This is a genomic window from Leifsonia xyli subsp. cynodontis, assembly GCF_050632205.1.
Lineage (GTDB): Bacteria > Actinomycetota > Actinomycetes > Actinomycetales > Microbacteriaceae > Leifsonia > Leifsonia xyli_D.
Window position 1 is genome coordinate 3678485 of sequence record NZ_CP192578.1, and the last position, 25389, is coordinate 3703873.

Consider the following 25389-nt stretch of genomic DNA (forward strand, 5'->3'; position numbering starts at 1 on the left):
TAATGACATCGTTATCGGACGGTTCCGCGACGGACACCCGCCGTGTGACGATCCGCGATGTCGCGCGTGAAGCGGGAGTGGGGATCAAGACCGTCTCGCGGGTGATCAACGACGAGCCGAATGTGGCGCCGGCCACGGCGGAACGGGTCCGGACAGCGATCGCCCGGCTGCACTGGGAGCCGGACAGTCTGGCGAGCAACCTCCGTCGCACCCACGCCCGCACGAAGTCGATCGGCCTTCTGCTCGGTAGCGTCGACAACCCCTTCGCGGCCACCATCCACCGGGCCATCGAGGATGTGGCCGCCCAGCACGGCGTCGCCGTCCTGGCGTCGAGCCTCGACGAGGACCCCGTCCGCGAGGTCGCCGCGGTCGAGAACTTCCTCCGCCGGAAGGTCGACGGCCTCATCCTGACCTGCTCGACGGGAAGCCAGGCCTACCTGGCCGACCTGGTTCCCGAGAAGGTGCCCGTCGTGTTCATCGACCGTGAGCCGGCGGACTACGTCGCGGACGTCGTGCGCTCGGACAACTTCGGAGGCGCCGCGATGGGGACACGGCACCTGCTGAGCCGCGGGCATCGCCGCATCGCCGGGCTCTTCGACAAACCGCGCATCTGGACGGCCGCCCAGCGCAAGGCCGGCTTCCTCAGCGCCATGGACGAATTCGGCATCGGCGAGGACGAGTACTCGATCGTCGACGACGTCGGCACCTCGGCCGTCGCCGAACGTGCCGTCCTCGAGATCCTCAGCTCGCCGCGCCCGCCGACCGCGATCTTCAGCAGCCAGAACCTGATCACCATCGGAGCCGTCCGCGCGTTGCGGAAACTCGCCTGGCAACGCCAGGTCGCGCTGGTGGGGTTCGACGACATCGAGCTGGGCGATCTGCTCGACCCCGGCGTCACCGTCATCGCCCAGCGGGCGGCCGAGATCGGCGCCACCGCCGCCGAGCGCATGTTCGCGCAGCTCGAGATGCGCTCGAACGGATCGGCGCTGCCGAGCGCCGATCTGGTGCTGGGCGTCGATCTCGTGGTGCGCGGCTCCGGCGAGATCGAACCGGGCACCGGTCGCTAGACGGCGTGCGGGGGAGCGACGGCCCTGTCGGTCAGAGCCTCCGCGGCGACGAGGTCGGCCGGTGTGTCGATGTCGAAGCTCGCACCGTCCGGGTCGGGAACCGGCGTCAGCGTCAGACCGGCGAACAGGCCCGCGACCGGTGCGGATTCCAGAGACGCGCTGGTGGGCAGGCCGGCGACCGCGCGTCTGATCGAGTCGAGCCGGTAGAGGCCGCACAGCCACTGCATCCGGTGGCCGGCGTCCTGGAGCACCCAGCCATCCGCACGGCCGCCGGCGGCGTCGAGCAGCAGCGCGACCGCCTCGGCGGGGAACGCGAGGTCGCAGGAGAGGATCAGGGCGGCGTCCGCATCCACGCTTCGCCGGTCCACGTCGGCGAGAGCGGCGGCGATAGCGGCGGCCGGGCCTGCGAACGCCGGCCGTTCGCGCGTGAGGGAGGCGAAGGGACGCAGAGAGACGGCCGGGGCGAGCGACGGCGGCCCGACCACGATGGTGGGAAGCGGGGCGACGGCGTCGAGCGCCCGGTCGAGCAGGGTCTGGCCGGACAGCGATACCGCGTGCTTGGGGGTTCCCATCCGCCGCCCGCGGCCGCCGGCCAGGATGATCGCTGCGACGGTCACGCGGGCTCGATGACGGGGACGAGCTGGCCGGGCCGCACATCGCCCGTCTCGGCGCCGACGATCGCGATGAGCGGAGCGCGGAACATGGCCGAGAGGGAGTGCGCGGCGTGGCCGGGCGGGCCGAGGGGCGTGACGGAGACCGTGTCCGCGCCGTCGGCGACGGCCAGGGGGACGAACCGCACGACTCCGGGACTGCCGGACCAGCCGACGGAGACCGTCTCGGCCCCCGTGACGCTGTCGGGCGCGCACCCTGCGAGACGGAGGAGGACCGGGCGCACGAACGCCTCGAACGAGACGAGGACGGCGGTCGGGTTGCCGGGCAGGGCGAGCCAGGGCGTGCCGCCCCAGCGGGCATGCCCCTGCGGACGTCCGGGCCGCATGGCGACCCGGGCCAGCATCCCGCCCGGAGCAGCGGCCGTGAGCTGCCCGGCGAGGTCGTGGGTGCCCGGGCCGACACCACCCGTCGACAGGATGAGGTCGGCCTCCCGCGCGGCCGCGTCGAGCGCCTCGCTCAGCGCGTCCTCGTCGTCGGGCACCACTTGGGTGGATGCGATGGTGCCTCCGAGCGTGGCCACCGCGGCGCAGAGGTACACCGAGTTGGAGTCCGGGACGCCGCAGCCAGCTCCGGCCCGTGCCGAGAGTTCGTCGCCGGTGGCGATGACGGCGATGCGCGGCCGCCGGTGCACCACCACGGACGTGCGGCCGGTGGCAGCGAGCAGGGCGAGATCCCGCGGCCCGAGCACCATGCCGCGGCCCACGACCGTCGCACCCTCGGCCAGGTCCTCGCCCCGGCGGCGGACGTTGGTCTTGGCCGTGGGCCATAGCGCGACGGTCTCGTCGTCGCAGAAGCTGCCGGTCGTCGTGCACTCGACCGGGACCACCAGCTCGGCGCCGGGCGGCAGGGGAGCGCCGGTCATGACCGGGCGCGCTTCGCCCCTGCGCAGTGGCGCCGGCCGCGCCGCTCCGGCCCGGGCGGCTGAGAGTCGAACGAGCGTCGCCGGCCGGTCGGGAGCGGCCCCGGCGACGTCTGCGGCGCACACGGCGTAACCGTCCATGGCGGCGTTGTCGAAACGGGGGAGGGCATGCCGCGCGCGGACGGGTTCGGCGGTGGTGCGGCGGAGGGCATCGGCGAGGCCGACGGTCTCGGCGGGGAGCGCCGACGCCAGGCTCAGCACGGCCTCCCGGTAGCTCTCGACGGTGTGCTGTTCCGGGTGCATCGAGCACCTCCATCCATGATCCGGCGGGGGATGGAGACGAGGCTACGGGCGGGGGATGACGCTCTGGTTGCCGCGGGATCACGGCTCGTTTCCTCGACCTCACAGGCGCCGGAGGAGCACGAGAGCTGTTCGTTACGCCGCTTTCACGTCGCGCGCGTCCGGCTGAAACACGCCCTTCCTAGCGTGGAGCCACCCCTCACCCCCGAGGGCCCCACGGCAGGAGGACCACCGATGACCAGTACCGTCCCCGCACCCGCCCAGACCGAAGCGGAGACCGCGGCACCACCCACATCCGCGCTGGCCTATCGACCGGGGCGCTGGATCGACGGGTGGGACGCCGAGGATGCCGGGCAGTGGGAGGCGGGCGGCGCGGCGATCGCGAAGCGGAACCTCCGCTGGTCGATCTTCGCCGAATTCCTCGGCTTCGTGGTCTGGCAGCTCTGGTCGATCGTGGTCGTCTCGCTGCCCGCCGCCGGGTTCTCGTTCGACACCGCCCAGACCTTCTCGCTCATCTCGATGCCGAGCCTGGTCGGCGCGACGCTGCGCTTCCCGTACACGTTCATGGTGCCGCGGTTCGGCGGGCGCAACTGGACGATGATCTCGGCCGCGCTGCTCCTGATCCCCTCGATCGGGCTGGCCGTGTGCGTCGCGAACCCCGGCACGCCCTTCGGTGTCATGCTGGCGATCGCCGCGCTCGCCGGACTGGGCGGCGGCAACTTCGCGAGCTCGATGGCGAACATCACGTTCTTCTACCCCCAGCGTAAGAAGGGGTGGGCCCTCGGGCTCAATGCGGCCGGCGGCAACCTCGGCGCGGCCGTGGCGCAGTTCGCTGTGCCGATCGTGATCACCATCGGCGCCGGGGCGACCCTGCAGCTCCCGCTCGCCGGGCTGATCTGGGTGCCGCTGATCGTCGTGGCGATCGCCGGAGCGTGGCTGCGCATGGACAACCTGAGCAACGCGCGCGCCGACCTGAAGGCGTCGCTGGCGGCCCTCCGCTTCCCCGAGCTGTGGCTGATGGCTCTGCTCTACATCGGCACCTTCGGTTCGTTCATCGGGTTCTCGAGCGTCTTCCCGAAGCTGATCGCCGACCAGTTCCCCGGGTTCAGCGCGTTCCCGGTGGGAGGCGCCACGCTGTCCCTCGCCTTCCTGGGCGCCCTCGTCGGCTCGCTGGCTCGTCCGTTCGGCGGCCGGCTCGCCGACCGGTTCGGCGGGAGCGTCATCACGATCGCGGCCTTCGTGGTGATGGCGGTCGGCGCGCTCGCCGTGGTGCTGACGCTGCCGCTGGACAACTTCTGGCTCTTCCTCGCCTTCTTCCTGGTCCTGTTCGTGGCCAGCGGTGCCGGCAACGGGGCGACCTACCGCATGATCCCCACGCTGTTCGCCCTCCGCTCCGGCGCCGCCGACGGCCACAGCTCCGCGGGGGACGTCTCGGCTCAGCGCACGGCAGCGGCGGCGCTCGGCATCGTGTCGGCCTTCGGCGCGTACGGCGGTTTCGTCATCCCGCAGGTGCTCGGGCTCTCCAAGACGTCGACCGGCGGCTACGAGGCCGGCCTGCTCTGGTTCGTCGCCGCCTACGCCGTGCTGCTGGCAGTCACCGTGGGCGTCGCCGTGCGCGGCCGTCGCCGCGGCGTCCGGATCTGAGGCGGCGCCGCATGCCGGCCGGCACCCACTGCCCCTACTGCGCGCTGCAGTGCGCCATGACGCTGACGGCCACCCCCGACGTGGATGCCGTTGCCGCCTCCCGCGCGCCGGTCACGGTGGCCGGGCGGGACTTCCCGACGAACCGCGGCGGACTGTGCAAGAAGGGCTGGACGTCGGCGGAGCTGCTCGCGACACCGGGGCGCCTGACCTCGCCGCTCATCCGTCGTGACGGCGAACTGCGACCGGCCACGTGGGATGAGGCGCTCGAGCTCGTGGCGGACCGGCTGCGCGCCATCCGGCAGGAGGACGGCGCGGATGCGGTCGGCGTCTTCGGCGGCGGAGGGCTGACGAACGAGAAGGCGTACCTGCTCGGCAAGTTCGCCCGGCTCGCGCTCGGCACCTCCCGCATCGACTACAACGGCCGCTTCTGCATGGCGTCGGCCGCGGCCGCCGGCAACCGCGCCTTCGGGGTGGACCGGGGGATGCCGTTCCCGGTCACCGACCTCGACGGCGCCGACACCATCCTGCTCCTCGGGTCGAACGTGGCGGCGACCATGCCGCCGTTCATCGGCCACCTGGCGGGAGCGCGCGCCGCAGGTGGACTCGTGGTGGTCGACCCGCGGCGCTCGCAGACGGCGCAGCTCACCGCCGAGGGTGCGGGCATCCACCTGCAGCCGGCGCCCGGCACCGATCTGGTGCTGCTGCTGGGGCTCACCCACCTCGTGCTCGCCGAGGGCCTGGCCGACACCGCGTATCTGGACGAGCGGACGACCGGGTTCGACGCCGTCCGCCGCAGCGTCGCCGCGTGGTGGCCGGAGCGGGTGCAGGAGCACACCGGCATCCCGGCCGGGCAGCTGCGGGAGGTCGCCCGGCGGCTGGCGCGGGGCCGGGGCACATACATCCTGACCGGTCGCGGCGTCGAGCAGCACGTGGACGGGACGGACACGGCCACGGCGGCCATCAACCTGGCGCTGGTGCTCGGGCTCGTCGGCCGGCCGGGATCCGGCTACGGAACCCTCACCGGTCAGGGCAACGGGCAGGGTGGCCGCGAGCACGGGCAGAAATGCGATCAGCTGCCGGGGTACCGCAAGATCACCGACCCGGAGGCCCGGGCTGCGGTCGCAGCCGTGTGGGGTGTGGAGCCGGATGCGATCCCCGGCCCGGGCGTTCCCGCGGTCGAGCTGCTCGGGATGCTCGGTCGGCCCGACGGTGTGCGCGCGCTGCTCGTCCACGGCTCGAACGTCGTGGTCTCGGGCCCGGACGCCGGGGCGATCCGGCGGGGACTGCAGGCGCTCGACCTGCTGGTCGTCTGCGACTTCGTGCTCTCGGAGACCGCCGAGCTGGCGGACGTCGTGCTGCCCGTGCCGCAGTGGGCCGAAGAGGAGGGAACCATGACGAACCTGGAGGGCCGCATCCTGCGCCGCCGTCGCGCGCTCGACCCGCCGGCCGGGGTGCGCAGCGAGCTCGCCATCCTCGCCGACCTGGCCGCCCGGCTGGACGCGCCCTCGACCTGGCCGACCGACCCGGCGGCCGTGTTCGACGAGCTGGCGAGAGCGTCGGCCGGTGGCATCGCCGACTACTCGGGGCTCAGCCACGCCCTCCTCGACCAGCAGCTGGAGGACGGCGTCGCCGCGCACTGGCCGTATCCGGTCGGTTCCTCGGGGACGCCCCGGCTCTTCCTCGACCGTTTCGGCCACGCCGACGGCCGCGCCCGGCTCGTCCCCGTGCGCGCCCGCGAACTGGTCACCGGGCGGGAGCCGGGCGAGCTCACCCTCATCACGGGGAGGCTGCTGGAGCACTACCAGTCCGGCGCGCAGACGCGGCGCGTCGCCGAGCTGGCGACCGCGCAGCCGGAGGTGCGCGCCGAGCTCCATCCCGCCACCGCCGCCCGCCTCGGGATCGCGGACGGCGACCCGGTGCGCGTCGGCAACGCCCGCGGCGAGGCGATCGCGCGAGCGCTGCTGACCGGTGGGATGCGGCTCGACACGGTCTTCCTGCCCTTCCACTTCGCCGGACGTCAGTGCGCGAACCTCCTCACGGAGGCGGCCGTCGACCCGGTCTCCGCGATGCCCGAGTTCAAACGCACCGCGGTGACGGTGGCGCCGGCGGCAGCGGAGGCGGCCGCGTGACCGGGCGGCCGCTCCGCGTGGTGCTCGTCGGCTACGGCCCGGTCGGCGCCCGCTTCGTGGAGGAGCTGCTCCCCGCGGTCACAGCCGGGACGGCGACCCTCGCCGTGGTCGGCGCCGAGCGCGAGGACGCCTACAACCGCGTCCTGGTGGCCGAGTACGCCGTCGGGGCGGCCTCCCGCGACCGCCTGGAGGTCGCGGACACCGAGGAGGCGCGCCGGGTCGGCGTCGACCTCCGCCTCGGCGATGTCGTGGTGACGATCGACCGGGTGCGGCAGCAGGTGGTCCTGGCGGACGGCGATGTCCTGCCCTACGACCGGCTGGTGCTCGCGACCGGCGCCCGGGCGAACATCCCGACCCTCGAGGGGCTGCAGCAGGCGCGGCGCGATCGCGGTGCGGCGCCCGCGCCGGCGCTGGATCAGGGCGCGAAACCCCTTCCCGCCGGCGTGGTGGCCCTGCGCGACCTGACCGACGCCGAGGCCGTCGCGCCCGTGGTGGCCGGCAGCGGACGGATCGTCGTGCTGGGCGCCGGCGTCCTCGGGATGGAGTTCGCCCTCCTGGCGGCCGAGCACGGCGCCCAGGTGGTCGTCGTCCACCACGGGCCGGCCCCGATGGCCCGCAATCTCGACGAGGCGGGCGGGCGGATGCTCGCGCGGGCGACCCGGCAGCTCGGCGTCGGCATGGCGGCGCACGCCCGGGCCGAGTCGATCGGCTTCCGCGACGAGCCCGGCGGCCGCGTCTTCGACGGGGTCGGCTGCGCCGACGGCACCTACATCGCCGGCGACCTGCTCGTGCTGTCCTGCGGCGTGGGTCCTCGCGTGGAGCTCGCGCTCGCCGCGGGCCTCGCCTGCTCGGCCGGCATCCTGGTCGACGAGGAGCTGCGCAGCTGGAGTGACCCCGACGTCTTCGCGATCGGCGACTGCGCCCAGGTGGCGTCCGCCGACAACGCGGGTCCGGACGGGCGGGTCCCGGGCGCTCCCAGCGGTCTGATCGGGCCGGGATGGCGGCAGGCCGCCCTGCTCGCCCGGCGGTTCCGCGCCGAGGCGGCGGGTGCGCCGGCGGGCGCCGACGCGGCCGTCCCGCTACGGGAACGCCCGACCGCCGTCATGCTCAAGGCGACCGGCATCGACGTCGTCTCGGGAGGCGAGCACGCGGCCGAGCCGTGGGAGCCGGACGCCGAGGTGAGCGTCTGGCTCGACCCGGCCCGCGCCTCCTACCTGAAGACGGTGGTGAGGGAGGGCGTGCTCGCCGGGTTCGTCTCGGTGGGCCTTCCGCGCGCGGGCGCGGAACTGACGCTGCTGTTCGAGCGGGCGGCCGCGCTCCCCGCCGAGCCGTCGTCGCTGCTCCGCCTGGATGCGGCGGACGCCGGGCAGGCGCCGGTCGAGGATCCCCTCGGCCCTGACGCGACCGTGTGCTGGTGCAACGGCGTCACCGCCGGACGCATCGGCGAGGCGGTCGCGGCCGGCTGCGGCACCGTCGAGTGCGTCGGCCGCGAGACGCGCGCGGGCACCGGATGCGGCGGCTGCAAGGGCCGGATCGCGAGTCTCCTCGCCGCGGCCCAAGCCGTCCCCGGATGACCCGTCCCCGGCGCCCGCGCCCCAGCCGCCAATTCCTGAGTTTTTCGGGGTCTGAGCGCCCGTTCGCCCCGAAAAACTCAGGAATTGTTGGCTGGGAGGGGAGGGTGGGAGGGTGCAGCGCAGCTCAGACGTCGAGGCGGTACCCGCGCTTGACGACGGTGGCGACGAGGCCCGGCGTGCCGAGGCTCTGCCGCAGGCGGCTCAGCGAGACCTCCATCGCGTGCTCGTCCGTGTCGCCGTCCAGCGCGAAGGAGAGCTCCCTCCGGGACACGACGGCGCCGTTCGCGGCGACGAGGGCGCGGAACAGCGAGAGAGAGGCCGGGGTGAGCCGCACGGGCGTCCCGCCGACGATCGCCAGGCTGCCGCGCAGCTCGACCTCGCCGTGGCGGGTGCTGACGCGCCGGGTCGAGCGCGCCTCCAGGTGCTCGCAGACCAGCCGGATCAGCGCGCCCATCCGGAACCGGTCCGGCTGGAGCGGCTCGATCCCCGCCGCGACGAGGGGAGCGGTGGTCACCGGCCCCACGCCGGCCGCGACCACGTCGGTCTGCAGCGCGTCGACCACCTCCGTGTGGCGACCGCGGGCCAGCGCCGCGATGAAGAGGCCGTCGACCGCGGGCGCGCTTGTGAAGGTGACGCAGTCGAGCTGCCGCCCGGCGATGGCGTCGATGAGCCGCGTGACCCGCTCGTCGCCGTCGCCGGCGACCGACCAGGTGTAGGGCGCGACGGTGAGGACACGGTTGCCGGCGTCGCGCAGCCGCTCCAGCTGCTCCTCGTCGACCTGCCCGTGCAGCTGGACCGCCACGGTGATGCCGGCGGGATGCTCGGCGATGACCTTGCCGACGAGGGATGCGGTGGTCTCCTCGTCGCTCATGCCGTCGTCGTCGAGCCCGGCGGCCCGCACGGCGCCCCGGGCCTTCGGTCCGCGCACCAGGATCGTGGACTCCCCGAGCACCCGTTGCAGGTCCTCGCCGAGGCCCGCCGAGTCGGCGACCTCGAACCAGCGGCGCATCCCGTAGCTCGTGGTGGCGAGCAGCACATCCGGTCGCGCGGCGAGGATGCGCTCGGTGTCCGCGATGACGGGTGCGTCGTCGTCCGCGTGCTGCATGTGGACCGTCGGGGCGTGGAGCACGCTGGCCCCGCGCCGTTCGAAGGCGTCGATCAGGTCGGCGGAACGCCGATCGCTGGTGACGCCGATCCGGAAACCGGCGAGCTGATCGGGACGGAAGGGCGCGATGCCCGGTCGCTCGTCGCCCATCTCACGGCCCCCCGACCGCGGCGGCGTCGGTCAGCGCCGCGGTCGCATCCACGTCCCCGCCACGCGCCAGGCCGACGACCTCGCCTATGACGATGACGGCGGGCGAGCCGACACCGGCGCGCGCGGACTCGGTGAGGATCGTGGACAGCTCGCCGAACGTGGTCCGCTGGCGAGCCGACCATCCCCGCTCCACGACGGCGACGGGCATGTGGGGGTCCATCCCGAACCGGCCGAGTCCCGCCGTGATGGAGGGGAGGTTGGTGACGCCCATCAGGATCACGATCGTGCCGCCCAGACCGGCCAGGTGCTCGAGCTCGGCGGGGGAGAGCGGCGCGTGGCCCGAGACCACCGTGAAGAGGCGGGAGATGTTGCGATGCGTCACGGGGATCCCCGCCGCGGCCGGCACCGCGATGGCGCTGGTGACGCCGGGGACGACGCGGACGGGGACGCCCGCGCGCCGGCACGCCTCCGCCTCCTCGCCGCCGCGGCCGAAGACGAAGGGGTCGCCGCCCTTGAGCCGGACGACCGCGGAACCGGCCAGCGCATGGGCGACCAGCAGGCGCTCGATCTCCTCCTGCGGGATCGGGTGGTGGCCGGGGCGCTTGCCGACGTCGATGAGCTCGGCGCGAGGCGCGAGGGCGGCGAGGGTGTCGTGCGGTGCGAGCCGGTCGTAGAGCACCACGTCGGCCGCCTCCAGTGCGCGCACCGCGGCGACCGTCAGCAGGTCGGGATCGCCGGGGCCGCCGCCGACGAGCGTCACGGTACCGGGGGTCGTCGTCGTCATGGCGTCTCTCCTGTGCTCTCTGCAGATCGGCGGTCTGCAGCTGGGCTTCCCGCCCCGGGCCGGACCGGGATGCTCGGCCCCGCGACGAGCACCGCTCCCGCCGCGCGCTCCTCGTCGGTGGCCGGGCGCAGCTGGCCCCGCTCCTCCACCCGGGCGACCGACGGATCCGGCGTGCCGGGCGCGTTGACGAACGAGCGGAAGCGCCGCAACCGCTCGGGGTCGCGCAGCGTCGCCGCCCACTCGTCCTCATAGGTGTCGACGTGCGCGGCCATCGCCGCCTCGAGCTCCGCGCCGAGCCCGAGAGAGTCTTCGACGACCACCTCGCGGACGTGGTCGACCCCGCCGTCGAGCTCCTCCATCCACCGGGCGGTGCGCTGCAGCCGGTCGGCCGTCCGGATGTAGTACATGAGGTAGCGGTCGATGTAGCGGATGAGCGTCTCGTCGTCGAGATCGGAGGCGAGCAGCTGGGCGTGGGCGGGCTGGAAGCCGCCGTTGCCGCCGACGTAGAGGTTCCATCCCTTGTCCGTGGCGATCACGCCGACGTCCTTGCCGCGCGCCTCCGCGCACTCGCGCGCGCAGCCGGAGACGCCGAACTTGAACTTGTGCGGCGCCCGCAGGCCGCGGTAACGCAGCTCCAGGTCCACGGCCATCCCGACCGAGTCCTGCACCCCGTACCGGCACCAGGTGGAGCCGACGCAGCTCTTCACGTTGCGCAGCGCCTTGCCGTACGCCTGCCCGGACTCGAAGCCGGCGTCCACCAGGACGCGCCAGATCTCGGGCAGCTGCTCCAGGCGGGCGCCGAACATGTCGATCCGCTGGCCGCCGGTGATCTTCGTGTACAGGCCGAAGTCGGTCGCGACCTGCGCGATCACCGCGAGTTTCTGCGGGGTGATCTCACCGCCGGGGATGCGCGGCACGACCGAGTAGGTGCCGTCCTTCTGCATGTTGGCGAGGGCGCGGTCGTTGGTGTCCTGCAGCTGGCCGCGGCCGCCGTCGAGCGGGTACGCGCCGTGCTGGCTGGCGAGGATGGAGCCGACGGCGGGCTTGCAGATGTCGCAGCCGCGACCGGTGCCCAGGCGCGTGACCGTCTCGTCCCAACTGGTCAGGCCGAGCACGCGGATCGACTCGAACAGCTCCTGGCGCGAGAGCTCGAAGTGCTCGCACAGCGCGCGGGACACGGTGGCGCCGGAGCGGGTGAGCTCGGCCTCCAGGATCTTCTTGACGAGCGGAACGCAGGAGCCGCACTGGGTGCCGGCCCGGGTGCAGGCCTTGAGCTCGCCGAGGTCGTGGCAGCCGCCCTCCACCGCCTCGCGGACCGTGCCCGACGTGACGTTGTTGCAGGAGCAGACCAGGGCGTCGTCGGGGAGGGCGCCGCCGGTGGGCGGCTCTGCGCCCGCGGCCGAGAGGTAGGCGGCGGGTTCGGCGTCGAGCGCCCGCCCGAGCAGCGGGCGGAGGCCCGCGTAGGGGAGGCGTCGCCGACGAAGACCCCGCCGAGCAGCGTCTTCGCGTCGTCGCTCACCACGAGCTTCTGGTACAGCCCGCGCGCCGGATCGGCGTAGACGATCTCCAGGGCACCCGGCTCCCGCGCGAAGGCGTCGCCGAAGCTGGCCACATCCACCCCGGAGAGCTTGAGCTTGGTCGCGTCGTCGACCGTGGTGAACGTCGCGTCTCCGCCGAGCAGGCGGTCGGCCACGGTCTCCGCCATGGCGTTGGCCGGGGCCACGAGGCCCACCGTGCGGCCGTCGATCGCCGCGACCTCGCCGATCGCCCAGATGGCGGGATCGGAGGTGCGGCAGGCCTCGTCGACGACGATCCCGCCGCGGTCGACGGTCGCGAGCCCGGCCCCCTCGCCAGCTCGTCGCGCGCCCGGATGCCGATCGCGAACACGACGATGTCGGCGGGCACGGTGCGACCGTCGGCGCAGCGGACACCCGTCGGCCGGCCGTCGGAGTCCAGCAGGATGTCGCGCGGGCGGGTGCCGAGGTGCAGATCGATGCCGCGCGCGGTGATCAGCCGCCCGAGCGCCTGACCGGCGCCCTCGTCCAGCTGCGCCGACATCAGCCAGCCGCCCGAGTGGATGATGACCGCCTCCGCGCCGAGCGCCGCCGCCCCGCCCGCCGCCTCCAGCCCGAGCAGACCGCCGCCCGCCACCGCGACCCGGGGAGCCCGGCCGAGGGTCCGCCGCAGGTCGGCGATCTCGGCGACCAGCGCATCCACGTCGTCGATCGTGCGGTAGACGCGGGAGGCCGCGCCGCCGGGGATGTCCGGGACGGGCGCCGAGGAGCCGGTCGCCAGCACCAGGTCGTCGTAGCCGATGACCTCGCCGGTCGAGGTGGTGACCGTGCGCGCGGCCGGGTCGATGCCCGTCGCGGCCTCGCCGACACGGAGCTCGACCGCCGAGTCCTCCCAGTGCGTGGCCGGTTCGAGGGTGAGGTCGACGTCGCCGTCCGCGAGCCGCTTGCTCAGCTGCACGCGGTCGTAGGGGAGGTAGGGCTCCTCCGCCAGCACGACGATCGAGCGTGAGGAGCCGCGGGAGACCAGGGCATCCACCAGCCGGTGCGCGGCCGGTCCGCCGCCCACGATCACCGTGCGTCCCCTGTGTGCGCCTCCGGTCGTCATGCGGGCCCCTTCCGTTCGTCTGGCGGCTGCCGCCGCACCGGCGGAGAGTCCCCCGCCCGGTGCCTTTCGAGCGTACGTTCGCGCCGTTTCCCCCGAATTTCGCGGTTGTAACCGCGCGTTAACACGAGACGCACACGGCGCCCCCGACGGTGTGAGAACCGGTTCACCGGGAAGTAACAGAGGTCGAGGCCGGCGGAAACATCCCGTCCGTAGGCTCGCCGCATGACGATCACGCAGAGCTCACGTCCCGAGGCCCGGCAGGCCGGCTGGGTGCGCGCCTGCCGCACCGACGATCTGGAACCGTGGTGGGGCGAGGCGGTGCTCATCCGGATGCGGCAGATCGCGCTCTTCCTCCTCGGCCCGCGGGAGGTCTACGCCGTCGCCCACGAGGACCCGGACGGCGGCGCGCCCGTCATGGCCCGCGGCATCATCGGCTCGCGCGGCGACCGGCCGACCATCGCCTCCCCGCTGCACAAGCAGGTCTACGACCTGGGGACGGGCGAGTGCTTCACCGACCCGGCGCTCTGCCTGAGGACCTTCCGCACCCGCATCGTCGGCGGCTTCATCGAGATCGAGCTGGAGGACGCGTGACGACGGCCGTCATCGCCGCCTCCCACGGCACCTCCTCGGCGGACGGCCAGGCGGCGGTGCGCCGTCTGGTCGAGGCGTTGGGTGCCGCCCTGGCGGATCCGGTGATCGGGTGCCACGTGGATGTGGAGGAGCCGGACGTGCCGACGGCGCTGCAGGCGGCGGCGCACGTCGCCGATCGCGCGGTGATCGTCCCGCTGCTGCTGTCGGCCGGGTATCACGTGTACGTCGACCTCGCCGAGAGCGCCGAGGCGGCGCCGCTGCCGTCCACGGTGACCGGGGCGCTCGGACCCGACCTCCGTCTCGTCGATGCGCTCGTCCGGCGCCTGGACGAGGCCGGGATGCGCGACGCCGACACGGTCGTGCTCGCGGCGGCCGGCTCGTCCGACGCGCGGGCCGTGACGGACTGCCGCACGATGGGCGAGCTGCTGGCCGCTCGGATCGGGCGACCGGTGACGGTCGGCTTCATCTCGGCGGCGGCGCCTCGGGTGCCGGACGCGGTGCGCGCGGCCCGGGCGGCGCATCCCGGCGCGCGCGTCCTCATCGCGACCTACCTGCTGGCGCCGGGGTACTTCGCCGGCCTGGCAGAGGATGCGGGCGCTGACCTGGTCACCCGCCCCCTGCTCACCCCGGACTCGACGCCGCCCGAATTGGTCGAGATCATCGCCGACCTCGCAACGGCGTCGGCCCCTCAGGCGTCGATCGCCTCCGCGTAGCGCCCGGACTCGAGGAACGACTTGAGCCAGGAGGCCACCAGCGGCCATCCACCGGAGATGTCGCCGAGGACGGCGCTGCCCGCCTCGAACCCGGTGTGAAGGATGACCAGCTTGGTGAGGTCCCGCTCGCGCGAGAGCTCGTAGGTGACCGTCGAGTTGGGCTCGGCTGCGGCCTTGGCGCGGAACTCGTCGGTGTAGCCGAACGCGTCCATGAAGTCGTCCGTGTAGGTCTGCCAGGTGTACGAGAGCCGGCTGAACGGTTCGGCCTCTTTCACCACCATGGCGGCGTCCGCGATGGTGACGCCCCGGTCGGGGTGGGTGATGGCGAGCGGGGAGCCGGGCTGCCAGTCGGTGTCGAACTCCATTCCCCAGTAGCGCCGGGTGAAGGCCGGGTCGGTGAGTGCCCGCCACACGAGTTCTTGCGGAGCGTCGATGTACGTGGTGTAGACGAAGTCGGTCGTGACGGCCTGTCCGGTGTCGGTCATGATGCTGCTCTCCAATGCTGTCTTGAGATCGGAGAGGGCCTGGAGGCGATCCCGATCGAAATGACGGATCCACCGTTCGGAGATGGCGTTGATGGGCTCGGCGTTCAGGTAGTGGAGCTTCTCCCGCCCGCGCCGCACCGTGCTGATGAGGTTCGCGCGCTCGAGCACGTCGAGGTGCTTGCTCACCGACTGACGCGCCATGTCGAGGCCCGCACAGAGCTCGCCGAGGGTCTGGCCGGAGCGGGTCAGGAGGCTGTCGAGCAGTCGCCTGCGGCTCGGGTCGGCCAGGGCCTTGAACACGTCGCCTTGCATGTCGCCATTCTTCCAAACGTGCAGCCGTTCGGCTGCATCTAGAGAATAGGCAGCCGAATGGCTGCATGTCAAGGCTGGATAGCATGGGCGCGACGGACGCGACGAAGGGCGGACGATGGGAATCCTCGTCACCGGCGGCTCCGGCCGCATCGGCCGGTACGCGGTCGACCGGCTGATGCGCTCCGGGCACGACGTGGTCGCCCTCGAGCGGACGCCGTCGGGCCCGCGCGCGCCCGAGCTGCTGCCGGCGGGGACGGAGGTGGTCGGCGACGCGACGGATGCCGCTCTGATGGATTCGCTCATGCGGGGAGCGGATGCCGTCGTCCATCTTGCGGCCATCCCCTCGCCGACGGGGAGCACCGCCCGCGAACTGCTGCTCGCAAACTCGCTCGCGACGCTGACCGTCCTCGAGGCGGCCGGCGAGCACGAGGTCAGGGGCGTCGTCCTGGCGTCGAGCATCTCCATCCTGGGGATGGCCTGGTCCTCCGAGTTGATGCCTCCCCTCTTCCTGCCGGTCGACGAGACCCACCCGCTCCGCGCGACGGAGGGGTACGCCCTGAGCAAGGAGGACGACGAAGCGGCCGCCCGGATGGCCTCGCGCCGCTGGGGGCTGCCGATCGTCGCGATGCGTTTCCCGTTCACGGAGACCGCCGACGCGATCCGGAAGCGAGGGGCGGACCCCGCGAGCGCCGTCAGCCTGGCGAAGGAGCTCTGGGGCTACCTGGACGTCCGCGACGCCGCTCGCGCGATCGAACTGGCGGTGGACGGTATGATCGCGGGCACCGTGCGGGGCTGCTCCGTGGTGAACGTGGTTGCCGACGATGTGCTCCTCGATCGCCCCCTCGGCGAGCTCATGACGGAGTGGCACCCCACCGTCCCGTTCTCTTCGGACGAGTACGGCGCGCGCGGAGCCTACGACCCGACCGGGGCCCGCGAACTCCTCGGGTTCGAGGCGGAGCACCTCCTCCACCGCACGGCCGAGTGAGCCGGAGGCGGACAGGGCCGGCTGTCTGCCACAATACGAAGCGTCATTGTTAACACAATCTCGCGAACCGCTGGAGGCGCTCATGGTTCAAGCGGAGCATCCGCTGCCGTCCGACCTCTTCATGGATCTCGAACGCTCGGGCCCGGTTCCCATGTACTACCAGGTGGCGAGCCGCCTTGAGAAGGCGATCATGGATGAGACCCTCCCGGCCGGTGCGCGCCTGGAGAACGAGGTGGCGCTCGGTCACCGCCTCGGGCTCTCGCGCCCGACGATCCGGCGCGCCATCCAGGAACTCGTCGACAAGGGGCTCCTCGTCCGCCGCCGCGGGGTGGGGACGCAGGTCGTCCACGGCAGGGTGACGCGCAACGTCGAGCTCAGCAGCCTGTACGAGGACCTGGAGAGCTCCGGTCAGAAGCCCGAGACCAGGATCCTGGACTGCACGGTGGTTCCCGCGGACGAGCGCGCGGCGGCCGTCCTGGACATCGAACGGGGCAGCCCGACCCTGCACCTGAGACGGCTGCGTCTTGCCGACGGCGTGCCCATCGCGATCCTGGACAACACGCTGCCGACCGAGTACGCGGACCTCACCGAGTCGGAACTCGCCACACACGGTCTCTACCAGCTCCTCCGCTCGCGTGGGGTGACGATGCGCGTCGCCAACCAGCGGATCGGCGCGCGCGAGGCGACGGGCGACGAGGCGGGCCTGCTGGACATCCGGCGCGGGAGCGCCGTGCTGACCATGTCGCGCACCGTCTTCGACAACTCGGGGCGCGCCGTCGAATTCGGCCAGCACTGCTACCGGCCCGACCTCTATTCGTTCGAGGTCACGCTGGTCAACCGCTGACGCCCGCGCCCGACTGTCAGCCGAGCAGCGGCCGCTGGAGTGCGCGCTGCCGCTCGTAGGTCTCGCGCGCTGCCTGCGTGCTCGGGAGTGTGGACGCCTCGGCGACCGGGACATCCCACCACCCCTCCCCATCCGGGGCATAGTCGAGCGGGTCGCTGTCGATGTGGATGAGCGTGGTCCGGTCCGATGCCTTGGCCGCGGTCACGGCGGCGTGGAGGCGATCGGTCGCGCCCGGCCCCGGCTCGACCTGGATCACGTCGACGCCGTAGCTCCGCGCGTTGGCGGCCAGGTCGACGGGCAGCACCTCGCCGTCGAATCCGCCCTCCGCACCCCGCCGCCGGTAGCGGGTGCCGTAGCGCTCGGAGCCGATCGTCTCGCTGAGGTGCCCGATCGACGCGTACCCGTGGTTCTGCACGAGCACCACGATGATCTTGAGGCCCTCGGCGACCGCCGTGACCAGCTCGGTGTGGAGCATGAGGTACGAGCCGTCGCCGACCATCACGACGACATCCCGGTCGGGGGCGGCGCGCTTGACGCCGAGCCCGCCGGCGATCTCGTACCCCATGCACGAGAACGCGTACTCGACGTGATAGCCCAGCGGGTCACGCACCCGCCACAGCTTGTGGAGGTCGCCGGGCAGCGAACCGGCGGCCTGCACGACGACGTCGCGCGGGTCGGTCGCGCTCTGCACGGCGCCGATGATCTCGGACTGCCCCGGAAGCTCGGCCCCGGATCCGGCGAGCGCGGTGTCAACGGTGTCGTTCCACTCGGCGGTGAGCCGGCGCAGCTCGGCGGCGAACGCATCCTCCACCCGGTAGCCGGCGAGGCCGTCGCGGAGCGCCGCGAGCGCCTCGCGGGCGTCGGCGATCACGGGCAGCTGGGAGCCGTGCTTGTAGGCGTCGAAGGAGGCGACGTTGATGTTGACGAACACGACGTCCGGGTTCTGGAACGCGGTGCGGCTGGCGGTGGTGAAGTCGCTGTACCGGGTGCCGATCCCGATCACCACGTCCGCGGCGCCCGCCGCGCGGTTGGCGGGCACGGTCCCGGTCGCGCCCACGCCGCCGAGGTATTGCGGGTGGTCCCAGACCAGCGAGCCGCCACCGGCCTGCGTGGTGCCCACCGGGATGCCGGTCGCCTCCACCAGCTCGCGCAGCGCATCCTCCGCCCCCGAGTAGAGGACCCCGCCGCCCGCGACGATGAGCGGACGGGTCGCCCCGCGGATGGCCGTCACGGCCCGCGCCAGTGCGCCGCGCTCGGGCAGCGGACGGCGAAGGTGCCACTCCCGGTCCTGCAGGAAGGCGAGCGGAACGTCGAGCGCCTCGGCCTGCACGTCCTCCGGCAGCGCGATGGTCACGGCGCCGGTCTCCGCGGGGTCGGTGAGCACGCGCATCGCCTGCAGGGCGATCGGGTACAGCTGCTCCGGTCGCTGGACTCGGTCGAAGAAGCGCGAGAGCGGACGGAACGCGTCGTTCACGGTGATGCCGGTGTCGTGCGGCAGCTCCAGCTGCTGGAGCACAGGATCGGCGACGCGGGTCGCGAAGGTGTCGCTCGGGAGGAGCAGCGCGGGAAGGCGGTTCGCGGTCGCCAGCGCGGCGCCGGTCAGCATGTTCGCCGCCCCCGGGCCCACGGATGCCGCGCTCGCCATCGTGCCGAGCCGCCGGCGCATCCGGGCGTATCCCACCGACTGGTGCACCATCGCCTGCTCGTTGCGGGCCTGGTAGTACGGCATGAGGCCGGGCTGATCGTGGTCCAGCTGCTTGAGGGCCTGGCCGACCCCGGCGACGTTGCCGTGCCCGAAGATCCCGAACGTCCCCGCGATCGTGCGCTCGCGGTGGTCGCCGTCGACCGTCCACTGGTGCGCGAGGAACTCGACGAGAGCCTGACTCACGGTCATCCTTCGGGTCGTCATCCGTGGTCTCCCGTTCGATCGGTCGGTGACAGGTAGGGGAGGCGAGGGTCGATGTCCTGGCCCTCCCAGGTGGCGCGGACCCAGCTGTGCGCCGGATCGTCGCTGATCTTCCACGCGCGTTCGGGATCGGGCCCCGCCATCACGTTGAGGTAGTACAGGTCGTAGCCGGGAGCGGCGGCGCAGGGTCCGTGCCAGCCGTACGGGACGAGTCCGATGTCTCCGGTCCGCACCTCCGCCAGGGTGTCGATCTCGCCTGCCTCCGACGAGTACGTCCGCAGGTGCCCGAACGGATCGGTGGGGTGCGGTGCCGGGGAGGGCGCACCGGAGCGGGAGACGGCGCTCTCGAAGTAGTAGATCTCCTCCAGCCGGGACTCGCCGTCGTGCAGGGCGTCGTGCTTGTGCGGCGGATACGACGACCAGTTCCCGGCCGGGGTGATCACCTCGCACACGATGAACCGGTCGGCGGAGAGCATCCCGGGGGTGCCGAAGTTGTGCACCTGCCGGCTCGATCGGCCGGCGCCGCGCAACTCCACCGGCACCTCCTCGCGCGCGATCCGGCGGGTGGGGTACGCGACCGTGGCGGGCGCCTCCGCCACCGCGACCCGGCCGTCGCCGCGGATCGCCGCCGCGGTTCCGGTCGACAGGTAGAGGACGTCGGTGGGGCCCGCGAACACCGACGCGCGTCCGTCGAGTCCGGTCGTGGCGCCGTCGTGATCGACGACGAAGGCGCCGGCGAGCGGGACGACCAGTCGCTCAACCCCATCCGCTCCGAGCGACAGCTCGTCGCCGGCGGAGAGCTCGGCGACACGGAGGCCGGTGTGGCGCCATCCGGGGACGGAGGCGTCGACCACCGACTCCCAGCCGTCCCGCGCGAGCGCGCCGCGGGGGAAGAACCACTCGTTCCGGCGCGTCATCGCGTGAGCCGTGCGGGGTCGGAACGGTGGACGAGCGACGCGGCCCTGTCGACCGCGGCCGCCACGTCGTGATCGGAGGGGTAGATGAGGCTCCTCCCGGCGACGAGCCCCCGCACGCCGGGAAGGCGCAGCGCACCCTCCCACAGCTGGAACACCTCGTCCTCGGCGGCCCGTGCCTCACCGCCGAGCAGCAGCGTCGGGAGGGTCGTCGCAGCCATGACGCGTTCCATGTCCGCGACGACCGGGAGCTTGAGCCAGGTGCAGGCCGAACTGGACCCGAGCCCGGCGGCGATGGCGATCGACCGGATGACGGCGTCGGTGCTGAGATCGTTGACCACCCGGCCGTTCACCCAGTCGCTGATGAACGGTTCCAGCATGATCGGCACCTGCGCCTCGACGGCCGCGTCGACCGCACGGGCGTTCGCCTCGATCGTGGCGGCCGACCCGGCGTCGGCGAAGTTGATGCGCAGGAGCGTCTTGGCGAAATCGAGCCCGTCCCGCACGATGCCGGCCACGTCGTACGCGGTGAAGCGGTCGTCCATCTCGAAGGTCGCATGGCGGAGGCCGCCGCGATTCATCGAGCCGACCACGACCTTGTCGTCGAGCAGACCGAGCAGGGCGAGATCGTCGATGATGTCCGGCGTGCCGAGCACACCGTCCACCCCCGGGCGTCCGAGGGCGGTCGCGAGGCGGTCGAGCAGGTCGTACCGGTCGGCCATCGCCAACTCGTCGCCCCGGATCCCCAGGGCGCCGCGGGCGGGGTGGTCCGCGGCCACGATGAAGAGACGGCCGTCGTCCCGGATGATCGGGCGGCGTCGCCGGGAGGCGAGGATGCTGCGGAGCCGGCCGGGGTCCTCCGCGCGCGCGCACCGCAGCCGTTCGAAGTCGGCTTCGTCCAGCCGTCCGCCGGCGAGAGGCGTCCGGCCGTCAACCCGCAGCACGTGCGCCCCCGACCAGGAGGGCGTCCACTTCCGCGGTGGTCGGCATGGCGGTCGAGCATTCCCGGCGCGACGCGACGATCGCACCCGCGACGTTGGCGAAGGTCAGGATGCGCTCGAGCCCCCAGCCTTCGAGGAGCCCGTGGCACAGAGCTCCGCCGAAGCCGTCCCCCGCCCCGAGGCCGTTGACCACGGTGACCGGGAACGGCGGGACCTCGACCGTCTCGGTCGCGGTCTTCGCGAGCACGCCCTTCGGGCCCTGCTTGACGATCGCGAGTTCGACGCCCCGCTCGAGCAGCGCATCCGCTGCCCGGACCGGATCCGTCTCGCCGACCGCGACCTCGCACTCCTCCCGGTTGCCGACCGCGACGGTGACGTGGGGGAGCGCGTGCGCGATCTCGGCGGTCGCATGCTCCGCGGAGTCCCAGAAGGTCGGCCGGTAGTCGAGATCGAGCACGGTGAGCTCGCGTCGGCCCCTGGCCTGCCAGGCGCGGTGATGAGCGCCCCGGCTCGGCTCCTCGCTGAGGCCGGTGACCGTCGCCCAGAACACGCGGGCAGCGCAGACGGCCTCGAGGTCGAGGGAGTCGGCCGAGATCGTGAGGTCCGGCGCCTTGGGCTTCCGGTAGAAGTAGATCGGGAAGTCGTCCGGAGGGAAGATCTCGCAGAACGTCACGGGGGTCGGGAGCTCTGCCGCGATGCCGACGAAGTCGTCGGACACCCCCAGCCGGCGCAGCTCCCGGTGCACGTAGCGGCCGAACGGGTCGTCGCCGGTCGCCGAGACGAGCGCGGCACGGCGCCCGTGCCGCGCGGCGGCCACGGCCACATTGGCGGCGCTGCCGCCGAGGTACTTCCCGAACGTGGTGACGTCTTCGAGCCCGACGCCGTCTTGCAGCGGGTACAGGTCGACACCGACCCGGCCCATCGTCAGCACGTCGTAGGCGGTGCCCGTCGATTCCTGGTTCACGCGCCTCACCCTACTATGTCCTGACAAGAGAACATAATCTCATTCCATCAACAGGACGCTGGCGTGCGGAGCGAGGAAGTGGTCCATCACCAGCTCGGCCGCTCCCTGGGCGGCGATCTGCTCGCTCAGGGTCGAGCCGACGACCGCGAACGACTCCCTCGGCACGATGAGCTCGGCGTGGACGGCCTCTTCCAGCACCGGGAGGAACGCCGTGCTGAGCCGGCTCCACGTCGGACCCCCGAGGACCACGCGCGGCACATCGAGGAAGTTGACCAGGACGCCGATGCCCACGGCCACCCGCCGGGCGGCACGCTCCAGCAGGTGGGAGGCCGTCGCATCGCGGTCCTGGGCGAGCTGCGACAGTGCGGTGCAGGCGTCGTCGAGGGCGAGATAGTCGTGCAGATCCGGCAGTGGAAGCAGCCCGGCCTGCGCGGCCTGGATCACGAGCGCCTCGGGGACGCAGGCCGCGGCGAGGCCGCCGCGCCGCCCGCCCCAGCCCAGGTCCTCCGCCGACGGATCCACGAGGATGTCGCCGATCTCGCCGATGTTGTTGCTGTCGCCCCGCAGTACCTGGCCTCCGATCGCCACGCCGGCTCCCACGCCCGACCCGAGGTAGAGGAACAGGAAGTCGGGGCTGGCCGAGTGGCGCAGCTCGGCGGTAGCCGCTGCTGTCACGTCCTTGTCGAGGAGGACGGGCATCCCGGTGGCGTCGTGGAGGTCGGCTCGGAGGTGCACATCGCGCCAGGTCGGGAGCTGCGGCGGACGCAGGACGACGCCGGTCCGGACGTCGAGCGGGCCCGGCACCGCGATGCCCAGACCCAGCACCTTCTCGCGGTCGATCCCGAACTCGCGGATCAGGCGGCCCGTGCTCACCGCGATGAGCGAGGTCAGCTCGTTGGGACCGGCGCTCTGCGGCATCCGGAGCTGCTGACGGTGGCGTACCTGCCCGGCGACGTCCACCAGCACGAGGGTCAGCCGGGCGGGGTCGACGTGGACGCCGACGGCGAACGCGCCGTCGGCGTTGACCGTCAGCGGGATGCTGGGCCGGCCGCGGACGACCTCTGTCGGCTCGCTCTCGCGGATCATCCCCGCATCGATGAGCCGGCGGGCGATGTTGGACACGGTCTGCGACGCGAGACCCGACCTGCGCTGCAGGTCGGCACGGCTCGCGCCGGGGTCGCGACGGATCAGGTCGAGGATGACGGCCTGGTTGTAGTCGCCCAGGCGGGGAGATTCGTGCCCCGAAGCATCTCGCCCCTTCCCTGCCCGGCCGCGCGGCCGGCCCGGCACCCGTTGCCGTCTCTGTTGAGAACATTATTCCATCGAGTAGAGTCGCAGACGACGCATTTCATCCACCGGCCCAGCGTGCCGCATGGGAAGAGAAGAACGTGCGGGAGAATCGCTTGACGCTCCATCCAACATTGTCCTAACATTCGGACCAAGGTTTGTCCCATCGAATCGGCAAAGTAGCCAACGGGGCAAGCAGGAGAGGCACCGCAATGAAGCGCACTCGCGTGATCGCCGCCCTCGCCGTCGCCATCGTCGCGGTGGGCGGGCTCAGCGCCTGCTCCCCCGGCGGCAACAACAGCAGCGGTGGGCCCGTGACCATCTCGGTCATGGAGTTTCAGCAGACCAGGATCGACTCGATGAAGAAGCTGCTCCCCGGCTTCGAGGCGGCGATGAAGAAGCAGGGCAAGGACATCAAGGTCAAGCTGGTGGCCGACGTCCTGACCGACGACCAGTTCAAGACCAAGATCACCCAGCAGCTCATCGCCGGTCAGGCGCCCGACCTGATCGACCTCGGCGACAGCCTGGTCCCGGGATTCGCCGGTGCGGGCTACCTGGCCCCGATCGACGACTACCTGAACAAGTGGGACGGCTGGAAGCACTACTACCCGCAGTTCAAGAAGGCGATGGTCCGCCAGGACGGGCACATCTACGCCCTCGTGCACGACACGGGAGTGCAGAACCTGTTCTACCGCAAGGACATCCTCACCTCGCTCGGCATCGACACCAGCCAGCCCAAGACCTGGGACGACCTCATCTCGCGTCTGGAGCAGGTCAAGGCGAAGACCGGTGACACGCCCATCGTCCTTCCCGCGGGCACGGCGTGGGGCGGCGGCGCCTGGAACGAGGGCTTCCAGCCCATCCTCGGCGGCACGGACAAGGACTACTACAGCCTCAAGACGGGCAAGTGGGATCTGAAGAGCAGCGGCTTCCAGCCGGTGTTCGACCTCTACAGCACGCTCACCACCAAGGGCCTCCTGCCGGTTCAGGACCTCGAGAACCCGAACCCGTGGGAGCCCACCAAGTACGTCAAGTTCCCGGCCGGCAAGATCCAGGTCGCTGCCCAGGGCACGTGGGGCTGGAAGTACGACTGGGGCCCCGAGGGCGCGCACCCCATCCCCGAGCTGACGACCAAGGTCGACACCTGGCAGTACCCGGCGCTCCGCAGCGGCGACAAGCCGTTCGGCTGGAGCGGTCTGGGCTTCGGCTACGCCACCCCGGCGAAGTCGCAGCACAAGGACGAGGCCATGCTGCTGGCGCAGTACCTCTCCAGCGGGACGCCGCTGGCCGACCAGCTGGTCGCCTCGGGGGCGGCCGCGCCCCGCGACGACCTCGCGAGCGTGAAGCCGTACGCCGACGAGCCCAAGCTGCTGCAGGCCGGCAAGGACCTCGCCTCGAGCGTCTACGTGCCGACCGGCGACGGCTCCGACCAGATCGCCCAGGCGATCGCCACCTCGACCGAGCTCATCCTCAACGGCAAGGCCGACGGCAAGCAGGCCTACGAGGCGTTCGTCAAGGATGCCACCGACCTGCTCGGCCCCAACCTGGTGAAGTAGTGACCTCGATCACCGACGTACCCGTCACGGCGACGGCGGCCACCCGGCCGCCGTCGCCACGGCGGCGCGGAAGACGGCGCTCGTGGCCGCTGCTCCTGATCCTCCTCGGACCGGGTGTCGCGCTCATCCTGCTGTTCATCGTGATCCCGGCGGTCTACGGCATCTACCTCAGTTTCACGAACACCCAGCTCACCGGCTTCGCCGCACGCGACCCCAAGTTCGTCGGCCTGGACAACTACTCCTACCTGCTGACGAGCGCGGACTTCCTGGCGTCGCTGGGGCACACCGCTCAGTTCGTGCTCTTCTCGGCGATCATCGGCCAGACCGTGCTCGGCATGGTCGCGGCCATCCTGCTCAGCCGCCCGTGGGTGCGCGGCAAGGGCATCTTCGGCGCCGCCATCCTCATGCCGATGGTGGTCCCCGAGGTGGTGGCGTCGCTCGCGTGGGCCAGCGTGCTGTCGAACGGTGCGGCGGGCACGCTCAACCAGCTGACCGGCCTCTTCGGCGCCGCCCCCACGGACTGGCTCCAGGTGGTGCCGATGGTGTCCATCATCACGGTCAACATCTGGCGCGGCGTCGCCTTCGCGATGATCATGTTCCAGGCGGCGCTGGAGGACGTGCCGGCGGAACTCATCGAAGCGGCGAGGATCGACGGCGCACGGGCCCTGCAGGTGTTCCGGTATGTCACGCTGCCGCTCATCCGCGGCCCGGTGTTCCTCTACCTGCTGCTGACCACGATCAGCACCGTCGGCGTCTTCGGCCTGGTCTACTTCCTCACGCAGGGCGGTCCGGCCGGTCAGACCCGCCTGGCGGCGATCTACATCTACGAGCGCGCGCTGCAGTTCTCGCAGGTCGGCATCGGCAGCGCGGCATCGATGATCCTGCTCGCGATCGTCCTGGTCCTGGGAGTCGTCTACGTGCGGCTCGCGAAAGTCGAGGTGTGAGATGACGGCTCTGACCAGCCGGAACGTGACGCCGGATTCCGCCG

The 25389-nt window shown here is 72.3% G+C and carries 20 protein-coding genes and 1 pseudogene; 10 read left to right on the plus strand and 11 right to left on the minus strand.

Annotated elements, in window-relative coordinates; translation table 11 throughout:
* The first annotated feature begins 2 nt into the window (after positions 1–2).
* Positions 3–1067: a LacI family DNA-binding transcriptional regulator gene (locus tag ACQ86M_RS18540; RefSeq protein ID WP_431246515.1), complete on the plus strand. Its 1065-nt coding sequence runs from the start codon at positions 3–5 to the stop codon at positions 1065–1067.
* On the opposite strand, the gene mobA is transcribed toward ACQ86M_RS18540, so the two are convergent.
* Both mobA and ACQ86M_RS18550 read right to left on the minus strand, forming a co-directional pair.
* The gene (gene mobA, locus ACQ86M_RS18545; RefSeq protein WP_431246516.1) at positions 1064–1684 is read right to left on the minus strand and encodes a molybdenum cofactor guanylyltransferase; all 621 of its coding nucleotides are present in this window, start codon (positions 1682–1684) and stop codon (positions 1064–1066) included. The genes ACQ86M_RS18540 and mobA overlap by 4 nt on opposite strands.
* On the minus strand, positions 1681–2901 hold the full coding sequence (locus tag ACQ86M_RS18550) for a molybdopterin molybdotransferase MoeA (RefSeq protein ID WP_431246517.1): 1221 nt from the start codon (positions 2899–2901) through the stop codon (positions 1681–1683). The genes mobA and ACQ86M_RS18550 overlap by 4 nt, the downstream gene beginning before the upstream one ends.
* 231 nt (positions 2902–3132) lie before the next feature.
* Between ACQ86M_RS18550 and ACQ86M_RS18555 the strand changes: the two genes are divergently transcribed.
* Genes ACQ86M_RS18555 through ACQ86M_RS18565 form a run of 3 tightly spaced genes read left to right on the plus strand, consistent with a single transcriptional unit; the run spans position 3133 to position 8245 of the window.
* On the plus strand, positions 3133–4542 hold the full coding sequence (locus tag ACQ86M_RS18555; protein ID WP_431246518.1) for an MFS transporter: 1410 nt from the start codon (positions 3133–3135) through the stop codon (positions 4540–4542).
* A gap of 11 nt (positions 4543–4553) precedes the next feature.
* The gene (locus ACQ86M_RS18560) at positions 4554–6671 is read left to right on the plus strand and encodes a molybdopterin oxidoreductase family protein (RefSeq protein ID WP_431246519.1); all 2118 of its coding nucleotides are present in this window, start codon (positions 4554–4556) and stop codon (positions 6669–6671) included.
* The gene (locus ACQ86M_RS18565; protein WP_431246520.1) at positions 6668–8245 is read left to right on the plus strand and encodes an FAD-dependent oxidoreductase; all 1578 of its coding nucleotides are present in this window, start codon (positions 6668–6670) and stop codon (positions 8243–8245) included. Before ACQ86M_RS18560 ends, ACQ86M_RS18565 begins: the two co-directional genes overlap by 4 nt.
* 124 nt (positions 8246–8369) lie before the next feature.
* Here ACQ86M_RS18565 and ACQ86M_RS18570 read toward each other — a convergent pair whose 3' ends face one another.
* The 3 genes and pseudogenes from ACQ86M_RS18570 to nirB form a co-directional block, all read right to left on the minus strand.
* Positions 8370–9500, minus strand: a complete 1131-nt coding sequence (locus tag ACQ86M_RS18570) for a uroporphyrinogen-III synthase (protein WP_431246521.1) — start codon at positions 9498–9500, stop codon at positions 8370–8372.
* Position 9501: 1 nt separating this feature from the next.
* Positions 9502–10284: a uroporphyrinogen-III C-methyltransferase gene (gene cobA / locus ACQ86M_RS18575; protein ID WP_431246522.1), complete on the minus strand. Its 783-nt coding sequence runs from the start codon at positions 10282–10284 to the stop codon at positions 9502–9504.
* Positions 10281–12903: pseudogene (gene nirB, locus ACQ86M_RS18580) on the minus strand (nitrite reductase large subunit NirB). The gene cobA and the pseudogene nirB overlap by 4 nt, the downstream one beginning before the upstream one ends.
* 222 nt (positions 12904–13125) lie before the next feature.
* Here nirB and nirD point away from each other — a divergent pair.
* Positions 13126–13494 carry a nitrite reductase small subunit NirD gene (nirD, locus tag ACQ86M_RS18585; protein ID WP_431219976.1) on the plus strand — a complete coding sequence of 123 codons (369 nt, stop codon included), beginning with the start codon at positions 13126–13128 and terminating at the stop codon, positions 13492–13494.
* The gene (locus ACQ86M_RS18590; RefSeq protein ID WP_431246523.1) at positions 13491–14207 is read left to right on the plus strand and encodes a sirohydrochlorin chelatase; all 717 of its coding nucleotides are present in this window, start codon (positions 13491–13493) and stop codon (positions 14205–14207) included. The genes nirD and ACQ86M_RS18590 overlap by 4 nt, the downstream gene beginning before the upstream one ends.
* Here the strand turns inward: ACQ86M_RS18590 and ACQ86M_RS18595 are convergent.
* Positions 14183–15004, minus strand: coding sequence for an ArsR/SmtB family transcription factor (locus tag ACQ86M_RS18595; RefSeq protein ID WP_431246524.1), 822 nt, complete (start codon positions 15002–15004; stop codon positions 14183–14185). The genes ACQ86M_RS18590 and ACQ86M_RS18595 overlap by 25 nt on opposite strands.
* A gap of 115 nt (positions 15005–15119) precedes the next feature.
* On the opposite strand from ACQ86M_RS18595, the gene ACQ86M_RS18600 reads away from it, so the two are divergent.
* Together ACQ86M_RS18600 and ACQ86M_RS18605 are read left to right on the plus strand one after the other, a co-directional pair.
* Entirely contained in the window at positions 15120–15989 is an 870-nt protein-coding gene (locus ACQ86M_RS18600; RefSeq protein WP_431246525.1) for an NAD-dependent epimerase/dehydratase family protein, read from the plus strand.
* 82 nt (positions 15990–16071) lie between these two features.
* Complete coding sequence (locus ACQ86M_RS18605) at positions 16072–16833, plus strand: GntR family transcriptional regulator (protein ID WP_431246526.1); 762 nt, start codon at positions 16072–16074, stop codon at positions 16831–16833.
* A gap of 16 nt (positions 16834–16849) precedes the next feature.
* On the opposite strand, the gene iolD is transcribed toward ACQ86M_RS18605, so the two are convergent.
* From iolD to ACQ86M_RS18630, 5 genes are read right to left on the minus strand one after another with little or no spacing between them, the layout of a single operon-like run.
* Complete coding sequence (gene iolD, locus ACQ86M_RS18610) at positions 16850–18727, minus strand: 3D-(3,5/4)-trihydroxycyclohexane-1,2-dione acylhydrolase (decyclizing) (RefSeq protein WP_431246527.1); 1878 nt, start codon at positions 18725–18727, stop codon at positions 16850–16852.
* A gap of 11 nt (positions 18728–18738) precedes the next feature.
* Entirely contained in the window at positions 18739–19656 is a 918-nt protein-coding gene (iolB, locus tag ACQ86M_RS18615) for a 5-deoxy-glucuronate isomerase (protein WP_431246528.1), read from the minus strand.
* Entirely contained in the window at positions 19653–20597 is a 945-nt protein-coding gene (locus tag ACQ86M_RS18620) for a class I fructose-bisphosphate aldolase (RefSeq protein ID WP_431246529.1), read from the minus strand. Before ACQ86M_RS18620 ends, iolB begins: the two co-directional genes overlap by 4 nt.
* Complete coding sequence (gene iolC / locus ACQ86M_RS18625) at positions 20584–21558, minus strand: 5-dehydro-2-deoxygluconokinase (protein ID WP_431246530.1); 975 nt, start codon at positions 21556–21558, stop codon at positions 20584–20586. The genes ACQ86M_RS18620 and iolC overlap by 14 nt, the downstream gene beginning before the upstream one ends.
* Before the next feature lie 39 nt (positions 21559–21597).
* Entirely contained in the window at positions 21598–22848 is a 1251-nt protein-coding gene (locus tag ACQ86M_RS18630) for an ROK family transcriptional regulator (protein ID WP_431246531.1), read from the minus strand.
* 209 nt (positions 22849–23057) lie between these two features.
* Here ACQ86M_RS18630 and ACQ86M_RS18635 point away from each other — a divergent pair, with 209 nt between their 5' ends.
* Positions 23058–24401 (plus strand): ABC transporter substrate-binding protein, encoded by a 1344-nt coding sequence (locus tag ACQ86M_RS18635; protein ID WP_431246532.1) that lies wholly within the window; start codon positions 23058–23060, stop codon positions 24399–24401.
* Positions 24401–25345, plus strand: coding sequence for a carbohydrate ABC transporter permease (locus ACQ86M_RS18640; protein WP_431246533.1), 945 nt, complete (start codon positions 24401–24403; stop codon positions 25343–25345). Before ACQ86M_RS18635 ends, ACQ86M_RS18640 begins: the two co-directional genes overlap by 1 nt.
* Positions 25346–25389: the final 44 nt, after the last annotated feature.

What these genes read in the sequence shown, in the direction of transcription:
- ACQ86M_RS18555 (WP_431246518.1), top strand. Translation starts at nt 3,133, where the DNA reads ATGACCAGTACCGTCCCCGCACCCGCCCAGACCGAAGCGGAGACCGCG.
- nirD (WP_431219976.1), top strand. Translation starts at nt 13,126, where the DNA reads ATGACGATCACGCAGAGCTCACGTCCCGAGGCCCGGCAGGCCGGCTGG.
- ACQ86M_RS18570 (WP_431246521.1), bottom strand. Translation starts at nt 9,500, where the DNA reads ATGGGCGACGAGCGACCGGGCATCGCGCCCTTCCGTCCCGATCAGCTC.
- ACQ86M_RS18605 (WP_431246526.1), top strand. Translation starts at nt 16,072, where the DNA reads ATGGTTCAAGCGGAGCATCCGCTGCCGTCCGACCTCTTCATGGATCTC.
- ACQ86M_RS18550 (WP_431246517.1), bottom strand. Translation starts at nt 2,901, where the DNA reads ATGCACCCGGAACAGCACACCGTCGAGAGCTACCGGGAGGCCGTGCTG.
- iolB (WP_431246528.1), bottom strand. Translation starts at nt 19,656, where the DNA reads ATGACGCGCCGGAACGAGTGGTTCTTCCCCCGCGGCGCGCTCGCGCGG.
- ACQ86M_RS18595 (WP_431246524.1), bottom strand. Translation starts at nt 15,004, where the DNA reads ATGCAAGGCGACGTGTTCAAGGCCCTGGCCGACCCGAGCCGCAGGCGA.
- iolD (WP_431246527.1), bottom strand. Translation starts at nt 18,727, where the DNA reads ATGACCGTGAGTCAGGCTCTCGTCGAGTTCCTCGCGCACCAGTGGACG.
- ACQ86M_RS18560 (WP_431246519.1), top strand. Translation starts at nt 4,554, where the DNA reads ATGCCGGCCGGCACCCACTGCCCCTACTGCGCGCTGCAGTGCGCCATG.
- cobA (WP_431246522.1), bottom strand. Translation starts at nt 10,284, where the DNA reads ATGACGACGACGACCCCCGGTACCGTGACGCTCGTCGGCGGCGGCCCC.
- ACQ86M_RS18635 (WP_431246532.1), top strand. Translation starts at nt 23,058, where the DNA reads ATGAAGCGCACTCGCGTGATCGCCGCCCTCGCCGTCGCCATCGTCGCG.
- ACQ86M_RS18540 (WP_431246515.1), top strand. Translation starts at nt 3, where the DNA reads ATGACATCGTTATCGGACGGTTCCGCGACGGACACCCGCCGTGTGACG.
- ACQ86M_RS18600 (WP_431246525.1), top strand. Translation starts at nt 15,120, where the DNA reads ATGGGAATCCTCGTCACCGGCGGCTCCGGCCGCATCGGCCGGTACGCG.